31 protein-coding genes are annotated in these 26991 nt (G+C 68.2%); 16 read left to right on the forward strand and 15 right to left on the reverse strand.

All coding sequences use genetic code 11. From position 1 onward, the window contains the following. Positions 1 to 17: 17 nt before the first annotated feature. Positions 18 to 1181 (reverse strand): CaiB/BaiF CoA transferase family protein, encoded by a 1164-nt coding sequence (locus tag AC3A6G_RS14880; protein WP_487860140.1) that lies wholly within the window; start codon positions 1179 to 1181, stop codon positions 18 to 20. Between the two features lie 121 nt (positions 1182 to 1302). Between AC3A6G_RS14880 and AC3A6G_RS14885 the strand changes: the two genes are divergently transcribed. Beyond that, complete coding sequence (locus AC3A6G_RS14885; protein WP_487860139.1) at positions 1303 to 2214, forward strand: LysR substrate-binding domain-containing protein; 912 nt, start codon at positions 1303 to 1305, stop codon at positions 2212 to 2214. 13 nt (positions 2215 to 2227) lie between these two features. Here AC3A6G_RS14885 and AC3A6G_RS14890 read toward each other — a convergent pair whose 3' ends face one another. Next, positions 2228 to 3082, reverse strand: a complete 855-nt coding sequence (locus AC3A6G_RS14890; RefSeq protein WP_487860138.1) for an AraC family transcriptional regulator — start codon at positions 3080 to 3082, stop codon at positions 2228 to 2230. 106 nt (positions 3083 to 3188) lie between these two features. Between AC3A6G_RS14890 and AC3A6G_RS14895 the strand changes: the two genes are divergently transcribed. From AC3A6G_RS14895 to AC3A6G_RS14915, 5 genes are all read left to right on the forward strand, one after another. Then, positions 3189 to 3737, forward strand: a complete 549-nt coding sequence (locus tag AC3A6G_RS14895) for a carboxymuconolactone decarboxylase family protein (RefSeq protein WP_487860137.1) — start codon at positions 3189 to 3191, stop codon at positions 3735 to 3737. Positions 3738 to 3765: 28 nt separating this feature from the next. After that, positions 3766 to 4302 carry a redoxin domain-containing protein gene (locus AC3A6G_RS14900; RefSeq protein WP_487860136.1) on the forward strand — a complete coding sequence of 179 codons (537 nt, stop codon included), beginning with the start codon at positions 3766 to 3768 and terminating at the stop codon, positions 4300 to 4302. Then, entirely contained in the window at positions 4299 to 4991 is a 693-nt protein-coding gene (locus AC3A6G_RS14905) for an MOSC domain-containing protein (protein WP_487860135.1), read from the forward strand. Before AC3A6G_RS14900 ends, AC3A6G_RS14905 begins: the two co-directional genes overlap by 4 nt. Positions 4992 to 5065: 74 nt before the next feature. Beyond that, positions 5066 to 5398, forward strand: a complete 333-nt coding sequence (locus AC3A6G_RS14910) for a hypothetical protein (RefSeq protein WP_487865521.1) — start codon at positions 5066 to 5068, stop codon at positions 5396 to 5398. A gap of 3 nt (positions 5399 to 5401) precedes the next feature. Next, positions 5402 to 5656: a hypothetical protein gene (locus AC3A6G_RS14915; protein ID WP_487860133.1), complete on the forward strand. Its 255-nt coding sequence runs from the start codon at positions 5402 to 5404 to the stop codon at positions 5654 to 5656. Between the two features lie 7 nt (positions 5657 to 5663). Here the strand turns inward: AC3A6G_RS14915 and AC3A6G_RS14920 are convergent, their stop codons facing one another. From AC3A6G_RS14920 to AC3A6G_RS14965, 10 genes are all read right to left on the reverse strand, one after another. After that, positions 5664 to 6560: a beta-1,6-N-acetylglucosaminyltransferase gene (locus AC3A6G_RS14920; protein WP_487865522.1), complete on the reverse strand. Its 897-nt coding sequence runs from the start codon at positions 6558 to 6560 to the stop codon at positions 5664 to 5666. A 223-nt stretch (positions 6561 to 6783) separates the two neighbouring features. Further along, positions 6784 to 7494, reverse strand: coding sequence for an NADPH-dependent F420 reductase (locus AC3A6G_RS14925; protein ID WP_487860600.1), 711 nt, complete (start codon positions 7492 to 7494; stop codon positions 6784 to 6786). A gap of 194 nt (positions 7495 to 7688) precedes the next feature. Next, complete coding sequence (locus tag AC3A6G_RS14930) at positions 7689 to 8930, reverse strand: serine hydrolase domain-containing protein (protein WP_487873932.1); 1242 nt, start codon at positions 8928 to 8930, stop codon at positions 7689 to 7691. A 266-nt stretch (positions 8931 to 9196) separates the two neighbouring features. Next, the gene (gene ku / locus AC3A6G_RS14935) at positions 9197 to 10120 is read right to left on the reverse strand and encodes a non-homologous end joining protein Ku (protein WP_487860129.1); all 924 of its coding nucleotides are present in this window, start codon (positions 10118 to 10120) and stop codon (positions 9197 to 9199) included. Positions 10121 to 10204: 84 nt separating this feature from the next. Then, the gene (locus tag AC3A6G_RS14940; protein WP_487860128.1) at positions 10205 to 11053 is read right to left on the reverse strand and encodes a tetratricopeptide repeat protein; all 849 of its coding nucleotides are present in this window, start codon (positions 11051 to 11053) and stop codon (positions 10205 to 10207) included. Next, the gene (gene ku, locus AC3A6G_RS14945; RefSeq protein ID WP_487860127.1) at positions 11050 to 11946 is read right to left on the reverse strand and encodes a non-homologous end joining protein Ku; all 897 of its coding nucleotides are present in this window, start codon (positions 11944 to 11946) and stop codon (positions 11050 to 11052) included. Before ku (AC3A6G_RS14945) ends, AC3A6G_RS14940 begins: the two co-directional genes overlap by 4 nt. 45 nt (positions 11947 to 11991) lie before the next feature. Then, positions 11992 to 12324, reverse strand: coding sequence for a hypothetical protein (locus tag AC3A6G_RS14950; protein WP_487860126.1), 333 nt, complete (start codon positions 12322 to 12324; stop codon positions 11992 to 11994). Between the two features lie 114 nt (positions 12325 to 12438). Beyond that, positions 12439 to 12885 carry an SRPBCC family protein gene (locus tag AC3A6G_RS14955; RefSeq protein WP_487860125.1) on the reverse strand — a complete coding sequence of 149 codons (447 nt, stop codon included), beginning with the start codon at positions 12883 to 12885 and terminating at the stop codon, positions 12439 to 12441. Between the two features lie 85 nt (positions 12886 to 12970). Further along, a complete protein-coding gene (locus tag AC3A6G_RS14960) occupies positions 12971 to 13246 on the reverse strand; it encodes a hypothetical protein (protein ID WP_487860124.1) in 276 nt (91 codons plus the stop codon). Positions 13247 to 13437: 191 nt separating this feature from the next. Beyond that, positions 13438 to 13857 (reverse strand): GreA/GreB family elongation factor, encoded by a 420-nt coding sequence (locus AC3A6G_RS14965; protein ID WP_487860123.1) that lies wholly within the window; start codon positions 13855 to 13857, stop codon positions 13438 to 13440. A 348-nt stretch (positions 13858 to 14205) separates the two neighbouring features. Here AC3A6G_RS14965 and AC3A6G_RS14970 point away from each other — a divergent pair, with 348 nt between their 5' ends. Beyond that, a complete protein-coding gene (locus tag AC3A6G_RS14970) occupies positions 14206 to 15021 on the forward strand; it encodes an AraC family transcriptional regulator (protein WP_487860122.1) in 816 nt (271 codons plus the stop codon). Positions 15022 to 15101: 80 nt separating this feature from the next. Next, positions 15102 to 15509: a DUF2000 family protein gene (locus AC3A6G_RS14975; RefSeq protein ID WP_487860599.1), complete on the forward strand. Its 408-nt coding sequence runs from the start codon at positions 15102 to 15104 to the stop codon at positions 15507 to 15509. Here the strand turns inward: AC3A6G_RS14975 and AC3A6G_RS14980 are convergent. After that, a complete protein-coding gene (locus tag AC3A6G_RS14980) occupies positions 15506 to 16327 on the reverse strand; it encodes a class I SAM-dependent methyltransferase (protein WP_487860121.1) in 822 nt (273 codons plus the stop codon). The two genes, AC3A6G_RS14975 and AC3A6G_RS14980, sit on opposite strands and share 4 nt — an antisense overlap. A 233-nt stretch (positions 16328 to 16560) precedes the next feature. Here AC3A6G_RS14980 and AC3A6G_RS14985 point away from each other — a divergent pair, with 233 nt between their 5' ends. Both AC3A6G_RS14985 and AC3A6G_RS14990 read left to right on the forward strand, forming a co-directional pair. Next, positions 16561 to 17100, forward strand: a complete 540-nt coding sequence (locus tag AC3A6G_RS14985) for an OsmC family protein (RefSeq protein WP_487860120.1) — start codon at positions 16561 to 16563, stop codon at positions 17098 to 17100. Continuing rightward, positions 17100 to 18095: an AraC family transcriptional regulator gene (locus tag AC3A6G_RS14990; protein ID WP_487860119.1), complete on the forward strand. Its 996-nt coding sequence runs from the start codon at positions 17100 to 17102 to the stop codon at positions 18093 to 18095. Before AC3A6G_RS14985 ends, AC3A6G_RS14990 begins: the two co-directional genes overlap by 1 nt. Before the next feature lie 30 nt (positions 18096 to 18125). On the opposite strand, the gene AC3A6G_RS14995 is transcribed toward AC3A6G_RS14990, so the two are convergent. Then, positions 18126 to 19691: a methyl-accepting chemotaxis protein gene (locus AC3A6G_RS14995; RefSeq protein ID WP_487860118.1), complete on the reverse strand. Its 1566-nt coding sequence runs from the start codon at positions 19689 to 19691 to the stop codon at positions 18126 to 18128. 160 nt (positions 19692 to 19851) lie between these two features. Here AC3A6G_RS14995 and AC3A6G_RS15000 point away from each other — a divergent pair, with 160 nt between their 5' ends. The 5 genes from AC3A6G_RS15000 (at position 19852) to AC3A6G_RS15020 (ending at position 25049) form a co-directional block, all read left to right on the forward strand. Next, complete coding sequence (locus tag AC3A6G_RS15000; protein WP_487873933.1) at positions 19852 to 20592, forward strand: NUDIX hydrolase; 741 nt, start codon at positions 19852 to 19854, stop codon at positions 20590 to 20592. A gap of 68 nt (positions 20593 to 20660) precedes the next feature. Next, positions 20661 to 21524 (forward strand): cysteine hydrolase family protein, encoded by an 864-nt coding sequence (locus AC3A6G_RS15005; RefSeq protein ID WP_487860116.1) that lies wholly within the window; start codon positions 20661 to 20663, stop codon positions 21522 to 21524. A 25-nt stretch (positions 21525 to 21549) separates the two neighbouring features. Continuing rightward, positions 21550 to 22737 carry a nicotinate phosphoribosyltransferase gene (pncB, locus tag AC3A6G_RS15010; protein ID WP_487860115.1) on the forward strand — a complete coding sequence of 396 codons (1188 nt, stop codon included), beginning with the start codon at positions 21550 to 21552 and terminating at the stop codon, positions 22735 to 22737. A gap of 43 nt (positions 22738 to 22780) precedes the next feature. Beyond that, positions 22781 to 23851, forward strand: a complete 1071-nt coding sequence (locus AC3A6G_RS15015; RefSeq protein ID WP_487860114.1) for a bifunctional nicotinamide-nucleotide adenylyltransferase/Nudix hydroxylase — start codon at positions 22781 to 22783, stop codon at positions 23849 to 23851. 61 nt (positions 23852 to 23912) lie between these two features. Then, positions 23913 to 25049: an AAA family ATPase gene (locus AC3A6G_RS15020; RefSeq protein ID WP_487860113.1), complete on the forward strand. Its 1137-nt coding sequence runs from the start codon at positions 23913 to 23915 to the stop codon at positions 25047 to 25049. Here AC3A6G_RS15020 and AC3A6G_RS15025 read toward each other — a convergent pair. Beyond that, positions 25046 to 25948 carry a LysR substrate-binding domain-containing protein gene (locus AC3A6G_RS15025; RefSeq protein WP_487860112.1) on the reverse strand — a complete coding sequence of 301 codons (903 nt, stop codon included), beginning with the start codon at positions 25946 to 25948 and terminating at the stop codon, positions 25046 to 25048. The genes AC3A6G_RS15020 and AC3A6G_RS15025 overlap by 4 nt on opposite strands. Positions 25949 to 26051: 103 nt before the next feature. Between AC3A6G_RS15025 and AC3A6G_RS15030 the strand changes: the two genes are divergently transcribed. After that, on the forward strand, positions 26052 to 26969 hold the full coding sequence (locus AC3A6G_RS15030; RefSeq protein ID WP_487860111.1) for a dihydrodipicolinate synthase family protein: 918 nt from the start codon (positions 26052 to 26054) through the stop codon (positions 26967 to 26969). The last annotated feature ends 22 nt before the right edge of the window (positions 26970 to 26991 follow it).

Below are 26991 nucleotides of genomic sequence, written 5' to 3' on the forward strand. Positions count from 1 at the left end.
CTGGTTCTCTTGAAATGTCAGCCGGCGGCGCTGCCGGCCTGGCCGAGTCGATGGCGGATGGGATCGACAATCGCCGCGTTGTCCGCCCCAAGCACCGGCGGGGCGGTGACCTCGAGCGCGCGTTCGCCGTCGAAGCTCACGGGCGAGCGGATGGTGTGCCACTCGCCGCCCTCGGGATGCGGCGCGCTCACCTGCAGCTGCAGGTGCAGCGCCTGCGGGTCTTCCATCGCCTCGCGCGTGTCGTACATCGGCGCATGCGGCACGTCCTCGGCCTCGAGCCGTGCGCACCAGCTCGCGCGCGGGCGCTGGCGAAACAGCTCGCCGAGCAGCGCGATCAGGTCCTCCTGGTGCGCAATGCGGGCCTCGCGTGACGCGAAGCGCGCATCGGCGAACAGGCGCGGGCGCTCGATCGCATTGGCCAGCCCCTGCCAGAACTTCTCCGGCGAGGACATGTGCAGCGCGATCCAGAGCCCGTCGGCGCACTCGAGCACATACGACTGCGAAACGCTGGGCCGGCTGAACGGGCCCATGACCTCGCTCTCCGAGAAGTAGTGCGTGAACGCGTCGAGGTTGAAGTGGCACATCGCCTCGAGCATCGATACCTCGACCGAGCGCCCCTGGCCGGTGCGGCCGCGCTCGACCAGTGCGCCGAGCACGCCATAGGCGGCATAGAAGCCCGTCATGGCGTCGGCGAGCGCGGGCCCCACCACGCGCGGGTTGGCCGGGTTCACCAGCAGCTTCAGGAAGCCGCTCGCGGCCTGGGCCACGGTGTCGTAGGCCGGGCGGCCAGCGGCGGGGCCGGTCTGCCCGAAGCCGCTGATCGCGCAATACACGAGCCGCGGGTTGAGCGCGCGCAGCCGCGACTCGCCCGCGCCCAATCGATCGGCCGCGCCGGGGCGGAAGTTCTGGATGTAGACGTCGGCGTCCTTCACCAGCTCGTCGAACACGGCCGCGTCGGCAGGCAGCTTGGGGTTGAGCGTGATGCTGCGCTTGTTGCGGTTGTAGGTCTGGAAGTGCGGGCTGTAGAGGCCGCCGCGAAATGCGCGAAACGGATCGCCCGCGCCAGGCTGCTCGATCTTGACCACCTCGGCGCCCAGGTCGGCGAGGAACATGCCCGCGGCCGGCCCCGTGATGAACGTGCCTTGCTCCAGCACCTTGATGCCGCTGAGGACTTGATGCACCGGGTCGTCTCCTGTCGTTGTTGTGGGGTGCGCGAACTCTAGGCGGCGGCCGCGGGTTCGGAAAATGATTGTTTTCCATCGTTACCATCGATGCCATCGATCAACGCACCCGGGCAAGGCCATGGAACTGAGGCACCTGCGCTACTTCATCGCCCTTGCGGGCTCGCTCAACTTCACGCGCGCGGCCGAGCGCCTGCACGTGACGCAGTCGACGCTGTCGCACCAGATCAAGCAGCTCGAGGAAGAGCTCGGCACGCCGCTCTTCGACCGCGCGGGCAAGCGCGTGGCGCTGACCGACGCGGGCGACGAGTTCCTGCACTACTGCACCAAGGCCCTGCACGAGATCGACCTCGGGCTCGGCGCGCTGCGCCAGGACCGCTCTGAAGTGGCGGGCGAACTGCGCGTGGGCTCGACGCACACCTTCAACCTCGGCTTCATCCCCGACTGCATCGCCAGCTTCCATGCGCGCCATCCGCAGGTGAAGGTGGTGGTCGAGGAACTGTCGGCCGACCAGATCGCCGCGCGCCTCGCCGAGCGCACGCTCGACCTCGGCATCGCCTACCGGCCGGCCGTGCCGGGGCCGCTGCAGTTCGAGCCGCTCTACAACGAGGAGATGGTGCTGGTGGTGGCGAAGAAGCATCCGCTCGCGCGGCGCAAGCGCGTGCGCATGGTGGAGCTGCACCGCCTGCCGATGGCGCTGTTGCCGGCCAGCTTCGCCACGCGCCAGATGCTCGACGAGTGCTTTCGCTCGTGCGGCGCAGCGCCGCACGTGGTGGCCGAGATCAACACGCTGGCGCCGATGATGGACCTCGTCGCCAAGACGCAGCTCGCCTCGATCGTGGCCGCCAACGTGGTGAACCCGCTCTCGGGGCTCGTCGTGGTCCGGCTCGAGAGCCCCACGCCCGTGCGCACGCCGGGCATGCTGTGGTCGCCGGCCGCGCGCGATGCGGCAGCGACGCGCGCGTTCTCGGCCGTCGTGCGCAAGCTCGCGCTGCGCAGCAGCCTGCAGGACAGCGTGGCGCGGGTTCGCTAGCTGCCGGCCGTTTTCAGTCGCGGGTGGCGAGCCACTCGCGCGGCGACATGCCGATCTTCTGCGCGAACACTCGCGACAACGCCGACGCATTGGCATAGCCGAGCGTGTCGGCGATGGTCTTGATCGAGGCGCCGCGGCGCAGCTCGGCCTGCGCGATCGACAGGCGCCAGTGGGCCAGGTAGTCCGCGGGCGTGGCGCCCACCACGGCCTTGAAGCGCTCGGCGAACGCGCTGCGTGACAGGCCGGCCTCGCGCGCCATGCGCTCGAGCGTCCAGGCGTCACCGGGGCGCTCGTGCAGGGCCACCAGCACGCGCGCGAGCGCCGGATCGCCGAGGCCGGTGAGCAGGCCCGGCGGCATGTCGCTTTCGTGCGGATGGTCGAGCAGCCAGCGCATCAGCTGGATCAGCACTACCTCGAACAGCCGGTCGGCGAGCAGGCGATGGCCGCACAGCACGCGGCCGGTCTCGGCGAACAGCAGTGCCAGAGACTGCTCGAGCCCCTCCACCGAGCGCAGCGGAAGCCGTACCAGCGGCGGCAGTGCGCGCGCGAGCGGATGCATGTCGCCGCCATCGAAGGCGAGCGTGGCGCAGACGAAGTCGGAGCCTTCCGAAGGCGCGTTGTGGAAGTCGTGCGCGAGCGGGCGCGGATAGAAGAGCAGCGTCGGCTCCTTCACCATCACGCGGCGCGGCACGCCGGCACGCGACGAATGCGTCACCACCATTTCGCCGCGGCGCAGCACATGCAGAAAGCCGCGGCCCGGCTCGGCCACGAATTTCGTGGTGCCGCATAGCGGGCCGGCATGGAACAGGTGAGCCCGCACATGGAAGCGCTCGAGCAGGGCGGAGAGCCGGTCGATGGGTGGGAGCATGGTGCGTACGTGGACGAAAAGGTATGTTGTTCCGACGAAACGAGCCATATCATACGGCGAACGCGAAGACACTGGCTTCTCCGATCCACTCTTCAAAGGAAATCCCATGTCCCGCATTCCCCTCGTGAACCCCGCCGAAGCCTCCGGTGCCGCCAAGGACCTGCTGGCGCAGATCCACGGCGCATTCGGCGCCACGCCCAACATGTTCCGCGCGGTCGCCAATTCGCCGGCGGCGCTGCAGAGCATGTGGGGTGCGTTCGGCGCACTCGGCGGTGGTGCGATCCCGCCGCAGCTCGGCGAACAGATCGCGGTGGCCGTCGCCGACCGCAACGCCTGCCACTACTGCCTGGCCGCCCATACCGCGCTCGGGCGCAAGGCCGGCGTGTCGGCGGCGGAGATGGCGGCGGCCCAGGCCGGCGAATCGTCGGACCCGCGCACCGCGGCCGCGCTGCGCTTCGCGCTGCAGCTCGTCGAGGCGCGCGGCCAGGTCTCGGCGGCCGACGTGCAGACGCTGCGCGACGTGGGCTTCGACGACGGCCAGATCGTGGAGATCCTCGCGCACGTGGCCTTGAACCTCTTCACCAACTATGTGAATGTCGCGTTCGACGTGCCGCTTGATTTCCCGTCGGTCAAGCTGCGCACCGGCGTTGCCTGACCTTTTCTTCTCACCTGGAGCATCCGACATGCCGAACCACAGCTTTGCCCCGGCGCCCGAATGGGAAGTCGCCCAATGGCTCAACACCGACGCACCTCTCACGCTGGCGTCGCTGCGCGGCCGGGTGGTGGTGCTGCATGCGTTCCAGATGCTCTGCCCGGCCTGCGCGACGCATGGCCTGCCGCAGGCAAAGAAGACGCGGCAGCTGTTCGACGCCGATCAGGTGGCCGTCATCGGCCTGCACACGGTGTTCGAGCACCACGAGGTGATGACCCCTGCGGCGCTCGCCGCCTTCGTGCGCGAGTACCGCTACATCTTCCCGATCGGCATCGACACGCCCGCGCGCGGCAGCATCCCCGCGACCATGCGCGAGTACCAGTTGCAGGGCACGCCGAGCAGCGTGCTGATCGATCGGCAAGGCCGCATCCGGATGAGCCACTTCGGCGTGCTCGACGACATGGCGCTCGGCGCGGCCATCGGCCAGCTCGTGGCCGAGACGGCGCCAGCGGCGCTGGCCGCGCGGCCGGCGGATGGCGCGGGCTGCCCTGCGGAGGACGCCCGATGACGGCTCTCGGCCCCACGGTGATCGATGCGCTGCTGGCCGGCCCGGTGGCGCCGCTGCCGGACGGCCGGCCCAGCGGCATCGTCAAGTCGCCGGTGCAGGAGCGGGCGTGGCTGTCGGCCACGGGCCTGCAGGGCGACGCGCAGGCCGACCTGCGCGTCCATGGCGGCCCCGAGAAGGCGCTGCACCACTACCCGCGCGAGCACTACGCGCAGTGGGCGTCGTGGAGCCGGCGCGCCGATCTGCTGGCGCATGCGGGCGCTTTCGGCGAGAACGTCTCGACGCGCGGCTGGGACGAATCGAGCGTCTGCATCGGCGACGTGGTGCGCCTCGGCGAGGCGCTGGTGCAGGTGTCCCAGGGACGGCAGCCCTGCTGGAAGCTCGACGTGCGCTTCGGCGAGCCGGGCATGGCGCGCGAGATGCAGTCGCGCGGCCGCACCGGTTGGTACTACCGCACGCTCGAACCCGGCTGGCTGCACGCGGGCGCGCAGGCCGAACTGGTCGCCCGGCCGCATCCCGACTGGCCCCTGTCGCGGCTGATCGCGCTGCTGTTCTCGCGGGATGCGCGCTTCGCGGCCGAATGGTCGCGCGCTGCCGAACTGGCGGTACTGGCCGAACGGTGGCGCGCCACGTTCCGGCGGCGGGTCGTTTCGGGCGGCGTCGAGGACTGGATGCCGCGCCTGGAGGGCTAAATACTGGCAATCGAGCAGAAGAAAGTTCGCGCGGAGAGTAGGATATATGGGAATAAATCACATCCAAAGCGCCCATGACCCATCGCCTCCGTCCCTTGTCCTGCATTGCGCTGCTGCTTGCCGCCGTGATGTCTCCCGCGCTCGCCGATCCCCACAAGGACGAGAGCGGCCACGGCCGCAAGGGCCGGCATGGCGGCCCCCCGCACAAGGAGTCGTACTGGGACGGGCACTGCAAGGTCGAGCGCAAGTACGAAAAGAACGGCGGCTTCAAGGAGAAGCGCAAATGCAGGGAGCCTGCGCCGCAGCCCGTCTATGAAGCGCCGTCCTATGGCCACCCGCCGCCCGGCGTCGTGGTCCATCCGCCGGCCATCGTGATCCAGCCTCCGACGGTGATCATCCGGCCGTAAGCCATGGCTGCGGTCGCTGCCGAGGTGATGCGTGTGAAGCGGGAGCCGGTCGAGGAATACCAGGGATGCACGCTGCACTTCCAGGTCGCGGCACTCTCCGAGTCCGCGGTTCTCGCCACGGTCGAGATCCGCAGGCAGGCGAGCGTGTTGTGTCGTCTTTCAATGTTCGGTGTTCATCCCTCTTTCGAGGATGCGCAGGCGGCACTGCGGCAAAGCGCCCACGAATGGATCGCGCACCGCGCGCAGCGGCGGCCCTGAGGCGCCGCTACGCGCGCTGCTCGCCGGTTGCCGTGGCCAGATTGCTGTCCAGGCGGTCGCAGAGGTCGCGCGAGATGTCGCTGCCGACCTTGCGCACGAACCACCGCCCCGACGCGACGACCTCCTCGTAGTCGCAGGCCTGGAACCAGCGCGACAGCGACGGGTCGATCAGGTGCAGGTTCGCCGCGTCCCAGACGCCGCTGCCGCTGACAGGCTCCACGGTGTGCTGCAGCGGCGAGTTCGCGAGCAGCGTGTGGAAGTAGATCTCGTCGGGTGCCTTGGAGAACCGCAGGAAGCGCTTCACGGCCTCTTGCTGCGGATGGCCCACGAGGTAGCCCGCGGCCTCGGGCGTCAGCGCCCACCATTGCGAGCCGAAGTACCACGCGGGAATGAGCGGGAACGAACGGCGCCCGAGCTTGCCCGCAAACTGCAGCACGCCGCGCAGCAGCCGCACGCCGGTTAACTTGCGCCCGTCGACCGGAAGGTCCTCGTAGAACCAGAAGTGACGCACGCGCTCATGCAGCTTGCGCGTGCTCGCCAATGGCATCAGCTTGATGAAGTTGGTGCCCGCATGCTGCTGCAAATAGGTGCGGAACTCGTCCATCGGACGCAGTGGATAGCAGCTTCCGGAGAGCAGCACGAAATGGCTCACCTGCGACAGATCGCATGTGGCCAGCGCCGTGCGCATGAGCCGCAAGGTGGCCTCCACCTGAGAGATGGCGCCCCAGCGCACATCGATGCGCTGGTTCACGAACGCCACATGGGGGTCTGCGACCTGGAACGCTGAGAGATCGGCCTTGGCATCGACATGGACGAAGCAGCGCCCCACCGGCGCGAGGTGCCGCAGCAGGCGCTTGGCCTGCTGCGGATCTGCATGGACGAGCAACAGGAATACCGGGCTCATGTTGCGGTTGCATCACACCTTGTTGGTACGCCAGAGCACCAGGGCGCTTGATTGCCGGCAGGGGAACGCTCGGCCGTGCCTGACTGTAGCGGCTCGGGCTGCTGCGGCGACCGGTCTGTTGCTGTCGGTTTCGTTTGACAACCGTCGACGGGCTACCCATTTGTCGGGATGCACGGAAGAAGATCGGCCAGAGCGGCATCGCGAATGGCCGTCACGCCTCTCGTCAGCCCTTGAAAGGCGTCAGGTATGGTGCTGCGGCGCGATCAGCGTCTTTTCTGTAGCTCGGTATCTCCGTCTTGCTCGCGCTTGCCAATGCTTCTTTGAGTTGTGCGGCGTTCAGGTCTTTGCAGTACGCGGGGGTTCCGGGTTGCTGCCTCCACGATTCAGCGAGTGTTCCGCCATCAATGGCATCGAACCCCAACTCGCGGACGACGCCTTGTACAAGGTGCTTGGCTTCAGTGTTGTCGCCGGCAACTGAAAGTGCAATGCGTCCAGCGCTTCCACCCGAGTGGCCGCGTGTCGCCAAGCTCTCAGCCAGGATGTTGTTGAAGGCCTTGACGACGGGCCTGCCCAGCACCGAAGAAATCCATTCGCTGTCCGTGGCCCCTTCCTCAACCTGCGCCACGACACCATCGCGGGTGGGGTAGTAGTTGCCTGCATCGACGACCACAGCAGGGTTCTTGCGCAGCACTTCATGGGGAAGGTCGGCGACCGCCAATTGCGGGATGGCGATGATGACCAAGTCCGCAGCGCCTGATGCTTGCTCGACCGTCGCAGCGACCACCCCAGTCTCGGCTGCGAAAGCCGCGAGCGTTGCCGGACCCCGTGAGTTCGCAATCAGCACTTCGTGGCCCAATGCCTTGAGGTTGCGGGCGAGCGTGCTGCCAATGTTGCCCGACCCAATGATTCCAATGTGCATCTTGAGATCTCTTATCCAGAAGGGCGATTATTCGAACGACGGCGTCCCCCGGGGGCGACAGGGTCAAAACGGCCGACCATGCTTGCATAGCCGGGAGGATTGCAAAACTGATGCGTAGCGCGATGTCCGCTATGGGCAGCGGACCTACGCATCTCTCGATGCGCTTTCCTGCGCGAGGCTATCGACCAGAGTAGCCTGGTTGCCACCCGTCAAGACACAGCCCCATAGACCAGATTCTTGTACAACATCCGTGTGTGAATCCGGTTGGAGGGGCATTGCGCCATCAGCACGCCGACCAGCTGCTCGCGCGGGTCGATCCAGAAGCTCGTTCCCCAGGCGCCGGCCCACATTGCGTCGCCCACGCTGCCAGGCGTCCAGCCCACGCCGTCGTAGAGGCGAACGCCCCATCCCAACCCGAAACCGTATCCCGGGCCGGTGGTCGCACTGGGCACCCCGGCTTTGCCGATCAGATGGTCGGACAGCATGAATTCCACGGTCTTGCGCGACAGGTATCGGGTCTGGCCGTCGGTTCCACCGTTCAGCACCATCTGCGCGAACTTCAGGTAGTCCGCGCCCGTGCCAACCAATCCGGCGCCGCCTTTGAGGTAGGTGCGTGGCGCTGGGTCGGTGTCGTGGCGGTAGGCACGCAGCATCGACGCCTTCTGCGCGTCACTTTCCAGCGCCTCTGCCAGACGACTGCGTTTGGCCGGGGGCACCCACCAGGCGGTGTCGGTCATGCCCAACGGGCCGATCAGCATCTCCTGCATCAGCACGTCCAGACGTTTCTTGGTCGCGCGCTCCAGCAGCAAGCCCAGCACGTCGGTAGCAATCGAATAGAACCAAGTCGTGCCTGGCTGGTACGCCAGTGGGATGGTGCCCAGGCGTTTGAGCATCTCGTCGCCGGTGATGTCGGTTTCCAGCGATTCGATACCCAGGTCCGCGTACATCTTGCCGATGCGCGGCGACGGGCTGGCTGGACCGTAGACGAAGCCTGCCGTATGCATGAGCAGGTCTTGCACGGTGATCGGACGGGCCAGCGGCACGTCGCCCGCCGGCGTCTCGACCTTGAGATCCTTGAGTTCGGGCAACCAGTTCGTGACCGGGTCGTTGAGCTTCAGCACACCTTGCTCCGTCAGCATCATTGTGGCGACGGAGGTCAACGGCTTGGTCATGGAGGCGAGCCGGAAAATCGCGTCGCGCGGCATGGGCTTGGTCTTGGCAGCGTCGAGAAAGCCAACCGCCTCATGGTGCACAAGCTTTCCCTCGTGCGAGACAAGGGACACGGCGCCTGGAAAAGTGCCGACGCCGACCTGCGCGTTCAGTGCTGGCGCGATGCGCCTCAGCCGGGCTGAAGACACTGCAGGAGGTGGCATGGTCGGAACGCTTGTACATCCGGCAAGGAAGGCGGTCCCAAAGGCGGACAAGGCAAGCTGGCGCCGAGTAACGGTCATTTCGTCTCCATCTGATTTTTCAGAAAACAAATCCTTCCCATGTACGCGCGCCGCGTAAACGGGTGAAACCCGCTTACGACGAAGGGCTTACTCGGACACGCAGAGCTCGAGAGTCAGGCACAGCGGCACAGCGGCACAGCGGCACAGCGGCACAGCGGCACAGCGGCACAGCGGCACAGCGGCACAGCGGCACATCGTGGGAACGGCTCACCAACCGTGCACAAGCCGCAGCAACTGTGTGACTCCCCACACCAACCGGCGGAAACCTACGCCGCCTTGCGGCGCGAGGCCGGCGCCTTCTTGCCCGCGGCCTTCTTCGCGGCGGCACCGGTCTTCTTCGCGGCCGCTGTCTTCTTCGCCGGCGCGGCCTCCGATTTCCGGGCGGCCTTGCCGCCGCGCAGGCTGCGGGTCAGGAGCTCGGTCAGGTCGATGACCTCGGCGCCTTGCGACGGTGCCTCTTCTTCGGGCTCGATCACCGTTTCGGTGTCGCCCGCCTTGACCTTCTTCTCGACGACCTTCATGACCGCGTGCTTGAACTCGTCCTTGAATTCCTCGGGCTTCCACGTGCCGCTCATGTCCTTCACGAGCTGCTCGGCCATCTTCATTTCGGCGGGCGTGATCCTGGCGGCTTTGACGCCGGCGGGCGGCAGGTCGAGGCCCTCGACGGGCTTGACCTCGTCGCCCCAGCGCAGCAGGTTCAGCACGAGCACCTCGCCCGCGGGCACCAGCGCGGCCAGGTGCTGCTTGGTGGCGATCACCACCTTGGCGAGACCGATCTTGCCGGTCTTGACCATGACCTCGCGCAGCAGCGCGTAGACCTTGTGCCCTTTGTTGACCGGTGCGACGTAGTAGGGCCGCTCGAGGTAGAGGAACGGAATCTCGTTGGCGTCGATGAAGCGCTGGATCTCGATGGTCTGCGTGGTGCGCGGGTAGGCCGCCTCGATCTCCTCGCGCGAGACGACGACGTATTTGCCGTCCTCGTACTCGACGCCCTTGACGATGTTCTCGGCGGCAATCTCCTTGCCGGTGCGCTTGTTGATGCGCTTGTAGCCGACGCGGTCCATGCTGCGCTTGTCGAGCCAGTCGAAGTCGACGCCCTGCTCGGTGCTCGCGGTGTGCAGGCCCACGGGGATGTGCACCAGCCCGAAACTGATCGCGCCCTTCCAGAGGGTTCTGCCGCCAGTGGCCAAGATTCAACTCCTTGCAGTGGATCGATGTGGCCGAACCTAGCGCGAAGCGGCTGCCCCGGGCGTAGGAAGAAGCGACGCCCGCATCTACGCCTTGCCCTGAAGACGCCGGAACGCGCTGAAGTGCCGGATCGCGAGCTGCTTGTGCCCGAGCTCGGCGTAGAGCAGCGCCGCGTTCTGGTGCGCATCCGCCAGGTCGGGCTGCAGCTGCAGCGCTTTTTCGTAGCTGGCCAGCGCATCGCCGACCCGGCCCGCGCCCTCAAGCGCGACCGCGTGGTTGTAGTGCATCAGCGGATCGTCGCCGCAGTGCCGCACACCCGCCTCGTAGAGGTCGGCGGCTTCGGCGCAGCGGCCTGCCTCGCACAGCATGAAGCCGAGGTTCAGGTAGGCATGGGCATGGGCCGGGTCCTGCACGAGGATCTGCCGGTACAGCGATTCGGCCTCCGCCGGTGCCGTGGCCTCGAGCGCCTCCGCGCGCGCGAAGAGCGCATCGAGATCGATGGTGGCACTGCTGGCGCTGCGGTCCTGCGGCGCGAACAGGAAGCTCACCGAACCGGCACCGGGCTCGATGCGCAGGTCCAGCACCAGCTGGCCGGTGTCGGGCTCCCAGTGCGCATCGGACGAGCGCACCGTGACGCGGGCGCCCTCGGCCTTGATGCGCAGGCCCGCGAGCGGCATCTCCGCGGGAAGCCCGGCCTTGAGCTGCCGCAGCGACCGCAGGATCTGCCGCGTCGGGATGCGCGCCGCGCGCAGTTCGTGCGCCGAGCGCAGCAGCACCACGTCCTGGAACGAGAACTGCCAGGTTCCCCCGGGCGTCTTCACCGGCGCGACGAAGCCGAGCTCGATCAGCTTGCTCACGGCATGCCGCGACAGGCCCAGCAGCTGGACCACGCCGCGCAGCGTGTAGGGCGTCGACGGCCCGGACGAGGCGTTCACTTCTTCATGCGCACGCGTGCCGGGGCCGCAGCGGCCTTCTCGGGCGCCTTGGGCGCGCGCTTGGCCTTGCTCGGAACGCTGCGCAGCGGCGCGGCCTTGGCATCGGCGCCCGGGCGGCGCGCGAGGCTGGCCTTGAGCATTTCGGCGAGGTCGATCACCTGGCCCGTGCCCGCATCCTCAGGATGGTCGGCGGCGACGATCTCCTCGCCGGCGATCTTCGCGTCGATGGCGGCGAGGATGCGCTTCTTCTCCTCGTCTTCGAACAGCGTCGGGTCGTAGCTGTCCTGCGATATCTGGTCGATCAGCTGCAGCGCGAGTTTGAGCTCGGACGCGCTGGGTTCCAGCTGCTCGATGTCGAGGTTGGCCAGCGAGCGCACCTCGTCCGCGTACAGTAGCTGCTGGAGCACCAGCCCCTCGTCGAGCGCGCGCACCTGCACCACGTACTGCTTCGACTTCCAGGCCCACTTGGCGAGCGCACAGCGCCCGCTCTCGCGCATCGCCTTTTTGAGCAGGTTGTACGGCTTGCCGCCGCGCTTGTCGGGTGCGAGGTAGTAGGGCTTGTCGTAGTAGATCGGGTCCACCGCATCGGCGGGGATGAAGGCCACGATGTCGATCAGGTGACTTCCGCCTTCCTCGAGCGCCTTGAGCTCCTCGGGCCTGAAGATCACGTACCGGTCCTTCTCGAATTCGTAGCCCTTCACCATCTCCGAGCGCGGGACGATCTTCTGCGGGTCGCCGGCGGACACGTACTGCTGCTTGACGCGCTCGCCTTCCTTCGACAGCAGGTTGAAGTGCACGGTCGCGGCACTTTCGGTGGCCGAGTAGAGGCGGACCGGGATCGACACCAGGCCGAAGCCCAGCGTCAGCGATGCGATCGAACGGGCAGTGGCCATCTGATGCTCCTCAGGACGAGGAGACAACATGCCACTTTTCGGGGCTCAGGGAAAGAGGCGCGTTTCGCTGGAACGGCGTCGGGCGCTTCGCTGGTGCATGCGCCGCGGCTGCACCGGCTCGGCCACGGGCGCCACCGGGATCGCCGGCATCACGGCGGCGACGGCTGCGTCGGGCGCCGGCGTGCCGAGCTGGCACCACAGGCTCGCGAAGCGGACGTCGGCCTCCTTGCGCAGCTTGGCGATCTGCTCGATGCGGCTTGCGGGCAGCTCGAGACGCCCGCCCTGCGAGCGCTGGTGAAGCGCATGAACGGCGGCATAGGCGGCGGTCTCGGCGGCCATCCAGGCAGCGAAATCGGCAGAGGCGGGTTCTCCGGGCATGGTGTCGTTCCAAGTGACGTGGCGGAAGGGCTGCAATCTACGGACCGCCTCCCACCTGCCCTTGTAGGCCGCCGCCGCCTGGTGGCGCCGGATAACGTGCGTCTCGCAGCCGGCTCAGCCCGGGATCTCGGGCTCGACCAGCTGCGCCAGCGCGACCAGCGACTCCTGCCACCCGAGGTAGCACATCTCCGCGGGAATCACGTCGGGAATGCCTTCCTGCACGATCGCCATGTCGGTGCCGCAGGACACGGCGGTGAGCGTCACCGTCGTCTTCATCGTGCCCGGCAGGTTCGGATCGTCGAAGCGTGCGTCGTAGGCAACGCGCTGGCCCGGAACCAGCTCGAGGTACTTGCCGCCGAACGAATGGCCCTGGCCGCTGCCGAAGCTGGTGAACGACATGCGCCAGCTCCCGCCGACCACCGGGTCCATCTGGTGGACCTTGCCGGTGAAGCCGAATGGCGGCAGCCAGCGCTCGAAGGCGCCGGGTTCGACGAAGGCACGGTAGATCCGCTCGGGCGGGGCGCGCAGGATGCGGTGAAGACGGATGGTGCTGGTTGCCATGGTGGCGTGCTCCTGTGAAGTGCAGAGGAAGACCCTCTGCCTGTACGACGAACGAGCCCGGGCGGAATCGACATCGTCGTGCGAGTCACATCAAACGGAACCCGCGCGCGAACTGCATCGAGGTCTTCACGAAACCGGGCACCTCGCCCATCTTCGCGATCTCGGCCATCCCCGCCTCCGTGATCCTGACCACCGTGGCCACGCGCGACGCAGCATAGCGTGCGGTCGACCGAAGGGCCGCGACTTCCGCTTCGATCAGGCCCGTGGCGACGAGCACCGAGACGTGCCGGAGCTCCTCTGGGTGGGCGACCCGGACGGGAAGCTGCACATGCTGCAGCCGCATCAAGAACAAGAGTGGCATTCGACGCTCCAATGCCGGCGCTTGCAGATGAAACCAGAGTGCCGGCTGCTCTGGCTTACAAATATTAATGCCGTGGTACGCCTTGTTTCAATCGGGTTTCAGCTGGAGTGGTTATGGAATACAACCATTTTCGTGAAATGAATCACGCTTCGGCACCACGAGGGAACCGGTTTCGCCGTGGGTGGGACCTGCTAGCCCGCGTGGCTGCCGGCTGCCCCGGCGTCGGCTTCGGCTTCGGGCTGAAAGAGGATGGCCACGATCTCCGCAGCACAGGTCTCGCCCGTCGGCGTCTGCCAGCGGGCCGTATCGCCGACACGCAGGCCGAGCAGGCTGCCCCCGACCGGCGAGAGCACCGAGATCAGGCCGGCCGAGGGGCTCGCATCCTCGGGATAGCAAACGGTGAGCGTCTGGCGCCGCCGCGTGTGGACGTCGACGATCTCGACCCGCGCGTTCATCGTCACGAGGTCGGGCGGCACGGCGTGCGCGTCAGTCAGTTCGGCACTGTCGAGCAGATCCGCCAGCGCGGTCTGCAGATGGACGCCCGGCAGTTTGCCGAGGCGGGCGAAGTCGTGTTGGGTGAGCGTGCGCTCGCCGTGGATCGTTGCATGCATGGACGCACTCCATTCGTGCGGACCTGCCGGTGGGCAGCGGCCGCGAACGCGCGGGACTTGTGCCCGGCGGTGAATGGTTGCGCAGAAAGGGGAGAGGGAAGCGGGCCGCCGGGCCTAGGGATGTGCGGGGAGTTTCCTGCGGCCCGCCTTCGACCCGGCGCGCGCATGCACGCTGGCCGCGGCATGGGCATGGGTCAAGGCGAGAAGGGCGGACGACATGGCAAGGAGTCTAGGCAACCCACCGGGGTCCGGCAAGCAATGCCCTCAGGGTCCTTGCCAGATTGAGCTTGAAAATGGCGGCTTCCGCGGCGAACAGGCACCGTAGCGGTCGACGACGAAGGGCAGTGGATGCAATCGAACCAGGTGAGCCTCGTGCGCGATCCCGACAGCGGGGTCGAGGCGATCCGTGCGCGCTTTCTCGGCCATGCCTACGACCCGCATCGGCATGACGAGTGGCTCGTCGGCGTGACCGACAGCGGGCACCAGGACTTCTTCTGCCGCGGCGCGCGGCGCGTGAGCACGGCCGGCCGCGTCATCCTGATCGAGCCTGGGGAGCTGCACGACGGGCGCGCGGCCGGCGGCGGCGGTTTCAGCTATTCGATGCTGTACCTGCCGGTGGTCTGGCTGCGCGATGGACTCGGCGGCGTGCCGGACGACGGCATCGGCTTTCGCGCGACGTTGGGCGACGACCCGCGGCTCGGCGCGGCGATCCGCCATGCCGGCGCCGTGCTGGCGCGCCCGCGCGAACGGCTCGCGCGCGATGCGGCGCTCGACGCCGTGGTCGCGGCGCTGCGGCCGCACCTGGGGCGGCCTGCACCCGACGAAGACGCTGGCGCCGCGCCCGGCCCGGCGAGCCCGATCGCGCGGCGCGCGCGGGACCTGCTGCATTCGGCCCTCGCCGACGACCCGGGCGCCGACGCGCTTGCCCAAGCGGCCGGCGCATGCGACCGCTTCGCGCTCGCGCGCGTGTTTCGCGCCGCCTACGGCACCTCGCCGCATGCCTACCTGGTGCAGCTTCGCCTGACCGAGGCGCGCCGGCGCCTGCGCACGGGCCAGGCGCCGGCGCTGGTGGCCGCGGACTGCGGCTTCGCGGACCAGAGTCATCTGGGCCGCTGGTTCCGCCGCGCCTACGGCCTCGCGCCCGCCGCCTACCGGGCGTGCTGAATTTGCACGAACGTTCCAGACCCGGCGCACTGAACTTGCGACAGTCGCTGCCACTGAACAAGACAGGAGCAGCGCAGATGGTGTTCGAGACGAAGGTGGCGATTCTCGTGCGCGAGGACCTCGCCGTTTGGCAGAAGCTCAACGTGACGGCCTTCGTGGCGACCGGCATCGCGTCGGCCGCGCCCGATGCGATGGGCGAGCCGTATGTCGATGCGGCCGGCCGCAGCCATGCGCGCCTGCTCGGCGAGCCGGTGCTCGTCTTCGCCGCATCGGCCGAGACGCTGCTGCGCGCCTACCGGCAGGCGATCCAGCGCGACCTCGTGCGCGCCGTGTACGTCGGCGCGATGTTCGGCACCGGCCACGACGCGGCCAACCGCGCCGCCTTCCTGGCCGAGTCCGCCGACGCGCCCGACCTCGTCGGGCTGGCGCTGCGCGGGCCGAAGAAGGAGGTCGACAAGGCGCTCAAAGGGGCGGTGCTCCACGCCTAGCGCGATGCCTTTCGCGTGACGACCACCTCGACGTAGTCGCTGGGCACGATCAACGAGGCCGGACCCGCGCGGTTGCAGCCGTTCAGCAGTTCGGCCAGGTCCTGCTCCAGCGCGGCGGCGCCCTCGGCCGGCAGCGCCGCAAAGGCCTTGTGCACCGGGCCGTACCAGGTGCGGAACACCTCGATGAAATGCGCCGCCGAGCGGTAGCGGAAGTTGAACTGGCGCGGCGTGATCGCGATCGACTCGGCGCGCTCGCCGAAGAGTTTCTGCAGGTGCGCCTCCACGCCCCAGAGCGACGGCGGCTGCACGCCGGCCGGCGGCGGCACATGGCGCCCCAGCACCTTGAACAGCTGGCCTATGAATCCGGTGGGCGTCCAGTTCGCCAGGCCGATGCGCCCGCCCGGACGGCAGACGCGCGCCAGCTCGGCCGCGGCCGTGGCGTGGTCGGGCGTGAACATCACGCCGAAGGTCGACAGCACGACGTCGAAGCTCGCGTCCTCGAAGGGCAGCGCCTCCGCGTCTGCAGGCTGGAACTGCACCTCCAGGCGCTCGGCGCGCGCGCGCTCGGCGCCGCGGTCGAGCAGCGCGGCCACGTAGTCGGTCGAGGTGACGCGGCAGCCGCGCCGCGCCGCCGCGAGCGTGGCATTGCCGTTGCCGGCGGCGACGTCGAGCACGCGCTCGTCGAAGCGCAGGTCGCAGGCTTCGGCGAGCTGCTCGCCGACAAGCTGCAGCGTGGTGCCGATCACGGCGTAGTCGCCGCTCGACCATGCGGTCATCTGGCGGCCCTTGATGGCACTGAAATCGATGGGTGCGTTCATGGTGCGTGTTCCTGGTGGTGGTGATGGGGAGTGGGAATCGCAATGTCGCGCGGCGCGCGCGCGGCGTCCTGCCTGCGCGTCGGCGCGGCCTGACCGATCGTCCGCATGTGCGCCGGCCTGCACCGCGCCGGCCAATCGTCATAGAACGCAACGGAGATGGACACCGCGCGGCGGCGCGCCCAGAATGATTTCTCGACGACCACCCCTCACCGATGCCGGTGCGAAGGAAGCCCATGGCAGCACAGCAAGACGTTGCGGCCGCGCTGCGGCGCATGGAAGCGGTGCTGCGGCGGCGCCCCGAGGCGGGCCATCACGCCGACTCGCAGGCCGTGGCGCGCTGGGCCGGGGGGTTGAAGGTGGTCACGGCGCATGCCAACGGTACCGCCGCCGCGACCGATATGCCCGAAGAGCTGGGCGGCGGCGGCGACACAGTCACCCCGGGCTGGCTGCTGCGTGCCGGCGTGGCATCGTGCGTCGCCACGCGCATCGCCATGGGTGCGGCGCAGCAGCAGATCGCGTTGCAGACGCTCGAGGTGTCGGTCGACAGCCATTCGGATGCGCGCGGCATGCTCGACGTGGCCGATGCCGACGGCCACGCGGTGAACGCCGGCCCGCTCGACATGGCGCTGCGCGTTCGGATCTCTGCCGCTGGCAACGTGCCACCCGAGCGGCTGCGCACGCTGGTCGAACAAAGCCATCGCTGCTCGCCGATGTCGGCCGCGCTGCAGCTCGCGGTGCCGTTGACGCTCCAGGTCGAGGTCGGGGAGGTCTGATGGACGCGCTCTCGGAAACCTTGCGCGTCGTCCGCCTGGTCGGGGCGATCTTCATCCATGCCCGATTCACGGCGCCCTGGTGCTACCAGTCGCCGCGCGCCGATTCGGTCGCGTCCATCCTCGAGCCGGGCGCCGAGCGCGTGGTGATCTTCCACCTGATCACCGAGGGCGACTGCTGGGTCGAGCTCGCGGGCGAAGCCCCGGTGCACCTGATCGCGGGCGACGCGATCCTTTTTCCGCAGGGCGACGCGCACCGCATGGCCTCGCAGCCGGGGCTGCCGCCGGCCACGGGCGGGCGGCTCGAGGAGGTGTTGTCGCGCCGCCCGCGCCAGCTCTGCTACGGCGGCGGCGGGGCCACCACGCGCCTCGTGTGCGGCTACCTGGCCTGCGATGCGCGGCTTGCGCGCCTGCTGCTGGCGGGGCTTCCTTCGCTGGTCCGCGTCAATGTGCGCGGCTCCCACGCCGGCACCTGGCTCGAGGCGTCGGTGCGCTATGCGCTCGGCGAGGCGCGCTCGCCGCGCCCGGGCGGTGCGGCCGTGCTGGCGAAGCTGTCCGAAGTGCTGTTCATCGAAGTGTTGCGGCTCTGCATGAGCGAGCGGGCCGAAGGAAGCACCGGCTGGCTCGCGGGCGTGGGCGACCGCATCGTTGGTGCCGCGCTCCAGGCGCTGCACAAGAACCCCGCCCATGCGTGGACGCTCGACGAACTGGCCCGCACCGCCGGCAGCTCGCGCTCGGTGCTGGCCGAGCGCTTCCAGCACCTGGTGGGCAGCTCGCCGATGCAATACCTCACGCAGTGGCGCATGCTGCTGGCCGCCAACCTGCTGAGCCGCAGCAATGCGCCGCTCGCGAACATCGCCGAGAACGTCGGCTACCAGACCGACACGGCGTTCAGCCGCGCGTTCCGGCGTGAGTACGGTGCGCCGCCGGCGGCGTGGCGCCGCAGCCGCTCGGCCGCGGTCGCACCGCAGGCCGCGGGCCTCGTGCACAGCCCCTGACGAAAGGGGGACTGCGGCGCGGCCGGGGCGTCAAGCGAGCGCGCGCTGCGGCCCGCCGAGCTGGAACACGCCGACGACCTGCGACAGGCTGCTCGCCTGCTCCTGCAGCGAGGCCGCGGCGGCCGCGGCCTCTTCGACCAGCGCCGCGTTCTGCTGCGTCACCTGGTCCATCTGCGTGATGGCCTGGTTGATCTGCTCGATGCCCGTGGTCTGCTCCTGGCTTGCGGCGGTGATCTCGCCCATGATGTCGGTCACGCGCTGCACGCTGGTCACGATCTCTTCCATCGTGCGGCCCGCCTCGGCCACCTGCTGGCTTCCGGCCTCGACCTTTCTCACCGAGTCGTCGATCAGGCCCTTGATCTCCTTCGCCGCCGCGGCCGAGCGCTGCGCCAGGCTGCGCACCTCCGAGGCCACCACCGCGAAGCCGCGGCCCTGCTCGCCCGCGCGGGCTGCCTCCACGGCCGCGTTCAAGGCGAGGATGTTGGTCTGGAACGCGATGCCGTCGATCACGCCGATGATGTCGACGATCTTGCGCGACGAAGTGTTGATCGAATCCATGGTGCCGACCACCTTGCCCACCACGCCGCCGCCACGCACGGCCACTTCGGAGGCCGAGACGGCAAGCTGGTTGGCTTGGCGCGCGTTGTCGGCGTTCTGCTTGACGGTGCTCGTGAGCTCTTCCATCGAGGCCGCCGTCTGCTCGAGCGAGCTGGCCTGCTGCTCGGTGCGCGACGACAGGTCCTGGTTGCCCGAGGCGATCTGGTTCGACGCCGTCGCAATCGTGTCGGTGCCGTTGCGTACCTCGCCCACCACCTTGAAGAGGCTGTCGTTCATGGCCTTCAGCGCCGAGAGCAACTGACCGACCTCGTCGCGCGAGCCGACGCTCACCTGCGTGCTCAGGTCGCCCGCAGCCACCTTCTGCGCCAGTTCGACCGCGCCTTGCATCGGCCGCACGATGCCGACGGTCAGCCGCCATGCGAAGAGCGCACCCAGCAGCACCGCCATGGCCGACAGGACGACCAGCATCAGCCGGGCGCTGCGGTGGTTGTCCTGGATCTCTTGGGCCATCACGTCGATGCGCGTGCGCTGCGCCTCGGCGATCTGGTTTACCGCCTGCTTGTAGACGTCCAGCGCCGCCTGGTATTGCGTGTCGGCCAGCTGGTTGGCGGCGCCCGGGTCGCCCGCGGCCTTGAGCTTGTTGATGGTTCCCAGGTGCTCGAGCACGCGCTTGCGCGCATCGGCCACGGCCTCGAAGAGCTTGCGCTCGTCGGGCGTGGTGAGCAGCTTGTCCATCTGCTGCTGCACCGGATTGATCGAGGCCACGCCCTCGCCGAGATGCTTCTTGAAATAGGCCTCGTTGTCGGGGTCGGCGGCCTTCGCCAGGCCGAAGGAGTGCACGATGCTGGGGCCGAGCAGGTTGGCCCACCGGTTCGCCAGCCGCTCCTTGACCAGTGCCTCCTCGACCATCGCCGAGGTGGAGTGCGCCACGGCGTTGAGCCGCAGGATGCCGATGCCCGAGATGAGCACCATCAGCAGCAGCATGGCCGCGAAGCCGCCCCCGAGGCGGACACCGATCTTGAGATTGCGCAGGTTCATTTGCTTTCTTTCACGAAGGAGGGCGCGCGCGACAGCCGCCGCCATGACCGGTTATCGGCAGCCGGCGCGAAATCTGAAGGGGGAGGCGGAAAAAACGCCCTTGCTATATTTGCGCGCCCGGAGAGTTGTGCTGTACAACAAACAAAAAGGAGCACCTGCCTTGAAACCATCCGCCACGCCACCGGGCCTGGATTTCCCCCGGCCGCTGGTCACTGTCGACCTCGTCATCTTCACCGTGCGCGACGATGCGCTGAAGGTCCTGCTGGCCCGCCGTCCCGACGCGCCGGGCGAGCCTTTTCCTGGTCGCTGGGCGCTGCCTGGCGGCTTTGTCGACGTCGCCCGCGATGCCAGCCTGATCGACTGCGCCAGGCGCAAGCTGCACGAAAAGACCGGCGTTGCCGCGCCTTATCTCGAGCAGCTCGGGAGCTGGGGCGGCGCGCAGCGCGATCCGCGCGGATGGTCGGCCACGCATGCGTTCTTTGCGCTGATTCCGGGCGACGACCCGGCGCCACGGCAGGGTGCCCATGCCGCCCCGGCCGAATGGACCGATGCCGCGGCCGCGAGCCGCAAGCGCCTGGCCTTCGACCACGGCGAGATCCTCGCGGCCGCCATCGCCCGCCTGCGGGGCAAGGTCGAATACACCTCGCTGCCGGCCTTCCTGCTGCCGGAGCCGTTCACGCTGCCGCAGCTGCAGCACACCTACCAGGTCGTGCTCGGCCGCGCGGTCGACAAGAGCGCCTTTCGCAAGCGGATGCTCGACGCGGGCTTCATGGCCGAAGCGGGCCCGGTGGAAAGCGCTTCCGGCCGCCCGGCCATGGGCTACCGCCTGCGCGACCGGGCGCAGCCCGCCGTGTTCCCGCGGACCTTCAGCCCGCGCGAGGCCGAAGCACCCGACGCTTGACACCGCACGTGGTGGTTGTACAGTACAACCAAACTAAGTTGCACAGTACAACCAGAAGGAAAGACGCCATGAAGCAGAACATCCATCTTCTCGTGATCGATCCGCAGAACGACTTCTGCGACCTGCCGGCGGCCTGGCTTCCGACCGACCCGGCCACCGGCGCGCCGCTGCAGCCCGCGTTGCCGGTGGCGGGCGCGCATGCCGACATGCTGCGGCTCGCCGCGCTCATCGGCGAGGGCGCGGACGGCATCGACGCCATCACCGTGACGCTGGATTCGCACCACCGCTTCGACATCGCGCACCCCACCTTCTGGGAGTCGCGCGAGGGCAGGGCGGTGGCGCCTTTCACCGCCATCACCGCGGCGCAGGTGCGCAGCGGCGACCACCTGCCGCGCGACCGCGAGGCGCTGCCCCGCGCGCTGGCTTACCTCGACGAACTCGAGCGCCGCGGGCGCTACACGCTGATGGTCTGGCCGGTGCACTGCGAGATCGGCAGCTGGGGCCACAACGTGCATGCGGCCGTCAAGGCCGCCTACAACGCCTGGGAAGACCGGCGCGCCGCCATGGTCGAGAAGGTTGCCAAGGGCAGCAATCCATGGACCGAGCACTACAGCGCCGTCCAGGCCGAGGTGCCCGACGAAGGCGATGCCGCCACGTCGCTCAACATGGGGCTCGTCGCGTCGCTCGACCGAGCCGATCTGATCGTCGTCGCGGGCGAGGCCAGCAGCCACTGCGTGCGCGCCACGACCGAGCACATCGTCGCCCACCTGCCGTCGGCCAACCCCGCCAAGCTGGTGCTCGTGACCGACTGCATGAGCCCGGTGGCCGGCTTCGAGTCCCAACACCAGGCCTTCCTCGACGACATGGCCGCGCGCGGCGCGCAGCTTCGTTCCAGCGCCGACGTGCTTGCGCTGCTGCGCGCGAATGCCTGACGCCACTTGCAGAAAGGACCCCGCCATGCAACCGATCATCCAGAGCCCGCTCGACACCGACCTCTACAAGTTCACGATGTGGCAGGCGATGCTGCACAGCCATCCGCAGACGCAGGCCGAGTACAGCTTCGTGTGCCGCAACGCGCCGGCCTATCCGCTGGCCGACCTGCTGGCCGACGTGAACGAGCAACTCGACCACCTGTGTTCACTGCGCTTCGCGCCGGACGAGCTTGCGTACCTGCGCAGCCTGCGCTACATCAAGAGCGACTTCGTCGACTTCCTGCGCATCTTCAGCTTCCAGCGCGAGTTCATCACCGCCGAGGCCGACGGCGACACGCTGCGCATCCGCGCGGTCGGACCGCAGGTCCACACGATGGCGTTCGAGATTTTCGTGCTCGCCATCGTCAACGAGCTGTACTTCCGCCGCTTCGACGCCGAGGCCGCGCTCGCGCAGGGCCGCGAGCGGCTGCAATCCAAGATCGCGCTGCTGCGCGACTTTGCGAACGAGCCGGCGCGGCAGCATCCGTTCGAGTTCTTCGACTTCGGCGTGCGGCGCCGCTTCTCGCGCACCTGGCAGCGCGAGGTGGTCGAGACGCTCCAGCGCGAAGTGCCGATGTTCTTCAAGGGCACCTCCAACGTGCTGCTCGCGAAGGATCTCGGCCTGGTGCCCATCGGCACCATGGCGCACGAGTACCTGCAGACCTACCAGGCGCTCGGCGTGCGGCTGCGCGACTTCCAGCGCGCCGCGCTCGAAGGCTGGGTGCAGGAATACCGCGGCGACCTCGGCGTGGCGCTGACCGACGTGGTGGGCATGGATGCCTTCCTGGCCGACTTCGATCTTTACTTCGCGAAGCTCTTCGACGGCTTGCGCCACGACTCGGGCGACCCCGTCGCCTGGGGCGAGAAGGCGCTGGCGCACTACGCCAAGCTGCGCATCGACGCGCACACCAAGCGGCTGGTGTTCTCCGACGGGCTCGACCTGCAGGCGGCCATCGGCCTGTACCGAACCTTCGCCGACCGCACCCAGACCGGCTTCGGCATCGGCACCAACCTGAGCAACGACGTCGGCCTCACGCCGCTCAACATCGTGATGAAGCTCACCGGCTGCAACGGCCAGCCCGTCGCCAAGCTGTCGGACACCCCGGGCAAGACGCTCTGCAATGACGAAACCTTCCTGGCCTACCTGCGCCAGGTGTTCGGCATCGCGGCATGATGATGTGCAACACCGAACCGCGAGAACACACAGGATGACGAACATGTCCAGCAGCAACAGCAAGGCCGTCGATGTGGCCGTCTACATCGGCCGCTTCCAGGTCTTCCACAACGCCCAGCTCGCGTTGCTGCGCCGCGCGCTCGCCGCCGCCCCCGCGTGCGTGGTGGTGCTCGGCTCGGCCTTCCAGGCGCGCTCGCCGCGCAACCCATTCAGCTGGGAAGAGCGCGCGGAAATGATCCGCGCCGCACTGCCCGAGGCCGACCGCGAGCGGATCGCCTTCCTGCCGGTGCGCGACCACTACGACCAGGCCCGCTGGGCGCAGGCCGTGAAGCAGGGCGTGGCGCGGCTGCACCCCGGCGTGTCGTCGGTGTTGCTGGTGGGGCACCTGAAGGACGAGACCAGCAGCTACCTTCGTGACTTCCCCGAGTGGGCGCACGATGAAGCCGGGCGCCAGGGCGACATCAGCGCCAGCGCCCTGCGCGACACATATTTCGAAGCAGCCGCCGACGCCTCGATCGAGCCGGCACTTGCGGCCATCGCCCACAAGGTGCCCGCGAGCACGCTGGCGTTCCTGCGCGCCTGGGCCAGCCAGCCCGACTACGCCAGGATCGCGGAGGAATGGGCCTGCCTGCGGCACGAGAACGCCCTGTGGGACGGCTCGCCGTATCCGCCGGTTTTCGTGACGGTCGACACCGTGATCCAGTGCGACGGGCAGGTGCTGCTGGTCCAGCGCGGCCGCGCACCGGGCAAGGGCCTGTTCGCGCTGCCGGGCGGCTTCCTCGAGCCGCGCGAGACGGTCTGGCAATCGGCCCTGCGCGAACTGGCCGAGGAAACCGACCTGCGGCTGCCCGACAGCGAGGTCGATGCAGCGTTCAAGGCCGTGAAAGTGTTCGACCATCCCGACCGCAGCCAGCGCGGCCGCGTCATCACCCATGCGCACTGGTTCGACCTCGGCCAGCGCCCGTTGCCGGCGGTGCAGGCCGGCGACGACGCCGCGGCCACGCGGTGGGTGCCCATCGGCGAACTGGCGGCGATGGAGGGCCAGCTGCACGACGACCATTTCCACATCCTCGATTCGTTCCTGGGGCTGACGGCGGGAGAGCAGTCGCCCTGAATTCATTCTGAAAAATTAAACAGCACTTTACTAATTATGAGTGTCGCTTATAATTTTTCGTATGGAATTGAACCAGATCTGGCACTGTCCCCGGCCGGCGCTCGCGAAACGCTATCTGGCTCTGTTGCAAGCCGGGCCGGTTGTGAGCACGACCATTTTCGCGCCCCGGCGCACCGGGAAGACGGTGTTTCTGCGCAAAGACCTGACGCCAGCAGCCGACGCTGCTGGCTTCGCAGTCGCGTACGTGGACCTCTGGCAGACGAGGTTGAACCCCGGCATTGCAATTGTCCGGGGCCTCGAGGAAGCGCTCACGCCGAGGACGTTGGCACAAAAGGCGCTTCACAGGCTGCACGAGCCGGTCAGGAAGGTCAAGGCATCCGGCAGCGCGGGCGAGTTGAATGGCGCCATCGAATTCGAGCTGGGCGATACAAAGAAGGAAGCCACCGAACTCGCCCTTCGAATCGAAGAGCTTGTTGTCAAGCTTATTTCCAAGAAGAAGCTTCTGCTCCTTGTCGATGAAGCGCAGGAACTTGCCCGGAACAAGGAGAACGAGCTGATGGCAATGGCGCTGCGAACCGCCATCACCAAAAACAGTGACAAGCTGCGCGTGGTGTTCACCGGCTCATCGCGCACGCAGCTCGCCAACGTCTTCTCCAACAGCACCGCGCCGCTTTTCTCCGTGGGCGCTGCCGTTCAAGAGTTCCCGTTGCTCGGCAGGGAACTGGTCGAATTCGTCGCAAAGAAGCTAGAGGCCGCTAGCGGACGAACCCTGGACGTCGCCGCAGGGTGGGCGGCCTTCCAGGAATTCCACCAGCAACCCGAGCCATTCCTCTCGGTGGTTGTGGCCATGCTCATGGACCCATCGCTCACCCTGGATCGTGCCGTCGCAACTGAAAAGGCAGAACAGGACAAAGAAGAAAACCACGAAGGAACCTGGTCGTCGCTCGACGCGATGCAGCGCCAGCTTCTTTTGCTCTTCGCCGACGACCCACATGCCAAACCATTCGGGAAGGCAGCGCTTGCGAAACTCGCCAAGGCGCTCGGCGTCCCTTCGCTCGCGCCGTACGACGTGCAGTACTCGCTCAACAATTTGAAGTCCAAAGCCATCATTTCGAAGTCGCCAGGCGGTGTGCACACGTTCGAAAGCGCAGCGTTCGAGCGCTGGGTCAGGACGTTGGCGCCCGTCAGCCCTCGCTAACGCCTTTCCGGTGCCGGAAAGGCCTGCTGGATCAGCAGGCGCAAGGTGGCGGCAACGCCGTGGCGGCCCCCGCGGCGCCATGCCAGGTGCACCTCCACGTCCAGGCCCGGGGCATCCTGCAGCGGCCTGAAGACCACGCCTGCATAGCGCAGCCTGGTGGCGGAACGCGGCAGCAGCGCCATGCCGACGCCCGCATCCACCAGCGAGAGGATCGAGTGGGTGTGGCTCAAGGTCTGCACCGTTTCCGGAGCAACCCCTTCGGCGCGCAGCCGCCCGGCGACCAGCTCGTAGAGATAGCGCGACTCGGAGGGGCAGAATTCGATGAAGGGCTGCCCTTCGAGGGCCGCGAGCGGAATCGTCTCGTCTTGCGCCAGCGGATGTTCTGCGGGCAGCGCGAGCACGAAGGGTTCGCGGAACACGGCGGCCGATTCGGTGAAGCTGCGCGGCGCGAACGGCCGCACGATGCCCAGCTCGATGCGGTCGGTGCCGATGGCCTCGATCTGCTCGACCGTCTGCATTTCGCGCAGCACCACCTGCACGTCGGGCAGCTGCGCGCGCACGGCCGCCAGCAGCTGCGGCAGCAACGTGAAGCTCGCGGCCGGAATGAAGCCGACCGTCACGCTGCCGGCGTCGGCACGCACGGCGCGGCGCGCGGCCAGCGTGGCCGCCTGGCTGCGCCGCAGGATGTCCTCCGCCTCGCGCAGGAAGACGGCACCGGCCGGCGTCAGCCGTACGCTGCCGCCCGAACGCTCGAGCAGGCGCACGCCGACCTCATGCTCCAGCAGCTGGATCTGTCGCGTGAGTGGCGGCTGGGTCATGCTCAGTGACGTGGCGGCGCGGCCGAAGTGCAGTTCGGTGGCCACGGCCACGAAGCATCGAAGTTGGGTGAGCTGGAACACGATTCAATTCTTGAATGGCGGCATCCCGTGAATGGATTGGACGCTGTTGCCGGTGCCTCCTAGAGTAGCCGCTCCGGGTTCGCCCCTTCACACAGAAAGCAAGATGAGTTCTTTTCAAGGCCCTGCGCTGCGCGCGGCGCTCGATGGCATCTCGGGCATCCTGGTCACGCCGTTTGACGCGAACGACGCAGTGTGCGTGGCGCCGCTCAAGCCCCTGGTCGACCGCGCGGTCGCAGCCGGCGTGCATGTGCTGGTCGCCAACGGCAACACCAGCGAGTTCTACGGCCTGCAGGCGCACGAAGCGCAGCAGATGGTGCATGCGGCCGCCGAATGCGTGGCCGGACGCGTGCCGCTCTTGGCCGGCGTGGGCCGCAGCATCCACGAGGCCTGCGAACTGGCGGCCGTGTCGCGCCGCGCCGGTGCCGATGCCCTGATGGTGCACCAGCCGCCCGATCCGTTCGTGGCGCCGCGCGGTGTGGTGGCCTATGTGCAGAAGATCGCGGAGGCGTCCGACGGTCTGCCGCTTGTGCTGTACCTGCGCAACGACAACATCGGCCTGGCCGCCGTCGAGGCGTTGTGCCGCATCCCCCAGGTGGTCGGCGTCAAGTGGGCCTCGCCCACGCCGCTCGTGCTGGCCGAGGCGATCCGCCGCACCGCTGATCGCGGGCTGGCCTGGGTCGGCGGCCTGGCCGAGGTGTGGGCGCCCCCGTTCTACGCCGTTGGCGCGCGCGGCTTCACCTCGGGCCTCATCAACGTGCTGCCCGAACGCTCGGTGGCCATCTACAACGCGCTCGAGGCGGCCGACCACGCGCTGGCCATGCGCTTGATCGGCGAGATGCTGCCGTTCGAGGAACTGCGCGCCCAGGAAAACAACGGCACCAACGTCACCGTCGTCAAGACCGCGCTCCAGATGATGGGCAACGACTGCGGCGCCACCCGAGCGCCCTCGGCCTGGCCGCTGACGGACACGCAGCACACGCAGCTGCATGCGCTCATGGCGGGCTGGAGGCTGCTGCGCTGATTTTTCTCGTCTCTCTTTTCTC

This window comes from Variovorax sp. Soil_C_26, assembly GCF_057657075.1.

Coding starts and splice junctions, on each gene's coding strand:
- AC3A6G_RS14885 (WP_487860139.1), top strand. CDS start 1,303: ATGGAACTGAGGCACCTGCGCTACTTCATCGCCCTTGCGGGCTCGCTC.
- AC3A6G_RS14890 (WP_487860138.1), bottom strand. CDS start 3,082: ATGCTCCCACCCATCGACCGGCTCTCCGCCCTGCTCGAGCGCTTCCAT.
- AC3A6G_RS14895 (WP_487860137.1), top strand. CDS start 3,189: ATGTCCCGCATTCCCCTCGTGAACCCCGCCGAAGCCTCCGGTGCCGCC.
- AC3A6G_RS14900 (WP_487860136.1), top strand. CDS start 3,766: ATGCCGAACCACAGCTTTGCCCCGGCGCCCGAATGGGAAGTCGCCCAA.
- AC3A6G_RS14905 (WP_487860135.1), top strand. CDS start 4,299: ATGACGGCTCTCGGCCCCACGGTGATCGATGCGCTGCTGGCCGGCCCG.
- AC3A6G_RS14910 (WP_487865521.1), top strand. CDS start 5,066: ATGACCCATCGCCTCCGTCCCTTGTCCTGCATTGCGCTGCTGCTTGCC.
- AC3A6G_RS14915 (WP_487860133.1), top strand. CDS start 5,402: ATGGCTGCGGTCGCTGCCGAGGTGATGCGTGTGAAGCGGGAGCCGGTC.
- AC3A6G_RS14920 (WP_487865522.1), bottom strand. CDS start 6,560: ATGAGCCCGGTATTCCTGTTGCTCGTCCATGCAGATCCGCAGCAGGCC.
- AC3A6G_RS14930 (WP_487873932.1), bottom strand. CDS start 8,930: ATGACCGTTACTCGGCGCCAGCTTGCCTTGTCCGCCTTTGGGACCGCC.
- ku (WP_487860127.1), bottom strand. CDS start 11,946: ATGGCCACTGCCCGTTCGATCGCATCGCTGACGCTGGGCTTCGGCCTG.
- AC3A6G_RS14950 (WP_487860126.1), bottom strand. CDS start 12,324: ATGCCCGGAGAACCCGCCTCTGCCGATTTCGCTGCCTGGATGGCCGCC.
- AC3A6G_RS14955 (WP_487860125.1), bottom strand. CDS start 12,885: ATGGCAACCAGCACCATCCGTCTTCACCGCATCCTGCGCGCCCCGCCC.
- AC3A6G_RS14960 (WP_487860124.1), bottom strand. CDS start 13,246: ATGCCACTCTTGTTCTTGATGCGGCTGCAGCATGTGCAGCTTCCCGTC.
- AC3A6G_RS14965 (WP_487860123.1), bottom strand. CDS start 13,857: ATGCATGCAACGATCCACGGCGAGCGCACGCTCACCCAACACGACTTC.
- AC3A6G_RS14970 (WP_487860122.1), top strand. CDS start 14,206: ATGCAATCGAACCAGGTGAGCCTCGTGCGCGATCCCGACAGCGGGGTC.
- AC3A6G_RS14980 (WP_487860121.1), bottom strand. CDS start 16,327: ATGAACGCACCCATCGATTTCAGTGCCATCAAGGGCCGCCAGATGACC.
- AC3A6G_RS14985 (WP_487860120.1), top strand. CDS start 16,561: ATGGCAGCACAGCAAGACGTTGCGGCCGCGCTGCGGCGCATGGAAGCG.
- AC3A6G_RS14990 (WP_487860119.1), top strand. CDS start 17,100: ATGGACGCGCTCTCGGAAACCTTGCGCGTCGTCCGCCTGGTCGGGGCG.
- AC3A6G_RS14995 (WP_487860118.1), bottom strand. CDS start 19,691: ATGAACCTGCGCAATCTCAAGATCGGTGTCCGCCTCGGGGGCGGCTTC.
- AC3A6G_RS15005 (WP_487860116.1), top strand. CDS start 20,661: ATGAAGCAGAACATCCATCTTCTCGTGATCGATCCGCAGAACGACTTC.
- pncB (WP_487860115.1), top strand. CDS start 21,550: ATGCAACCGATCATCCAGAGCCCGCTCGACACCGACCTCTACAAGTTC.
- AC3A6G_RS15015 (WP_487860114.1), top strand. CDS start 22,781: ATGTCCAGCAGCAACAGCAAGGCCGTCGATGTGGCCGTCTACATCGGC.
- AC3A6G_RS15020 (WP_487860113.1), top strand. CDS start 23,913: ATGGAATTGAACCAGATCTGGCACTGTCCCCGGCCGGCGCTCGCGAAA.
- AC3A6G_RS15030 (WP_487860111.1), top strand. CDS start 26,052: ATGAGTTCTTTTCAAGGCCCTGCGCTGCGCGCGGCGCTCGATGGCATC.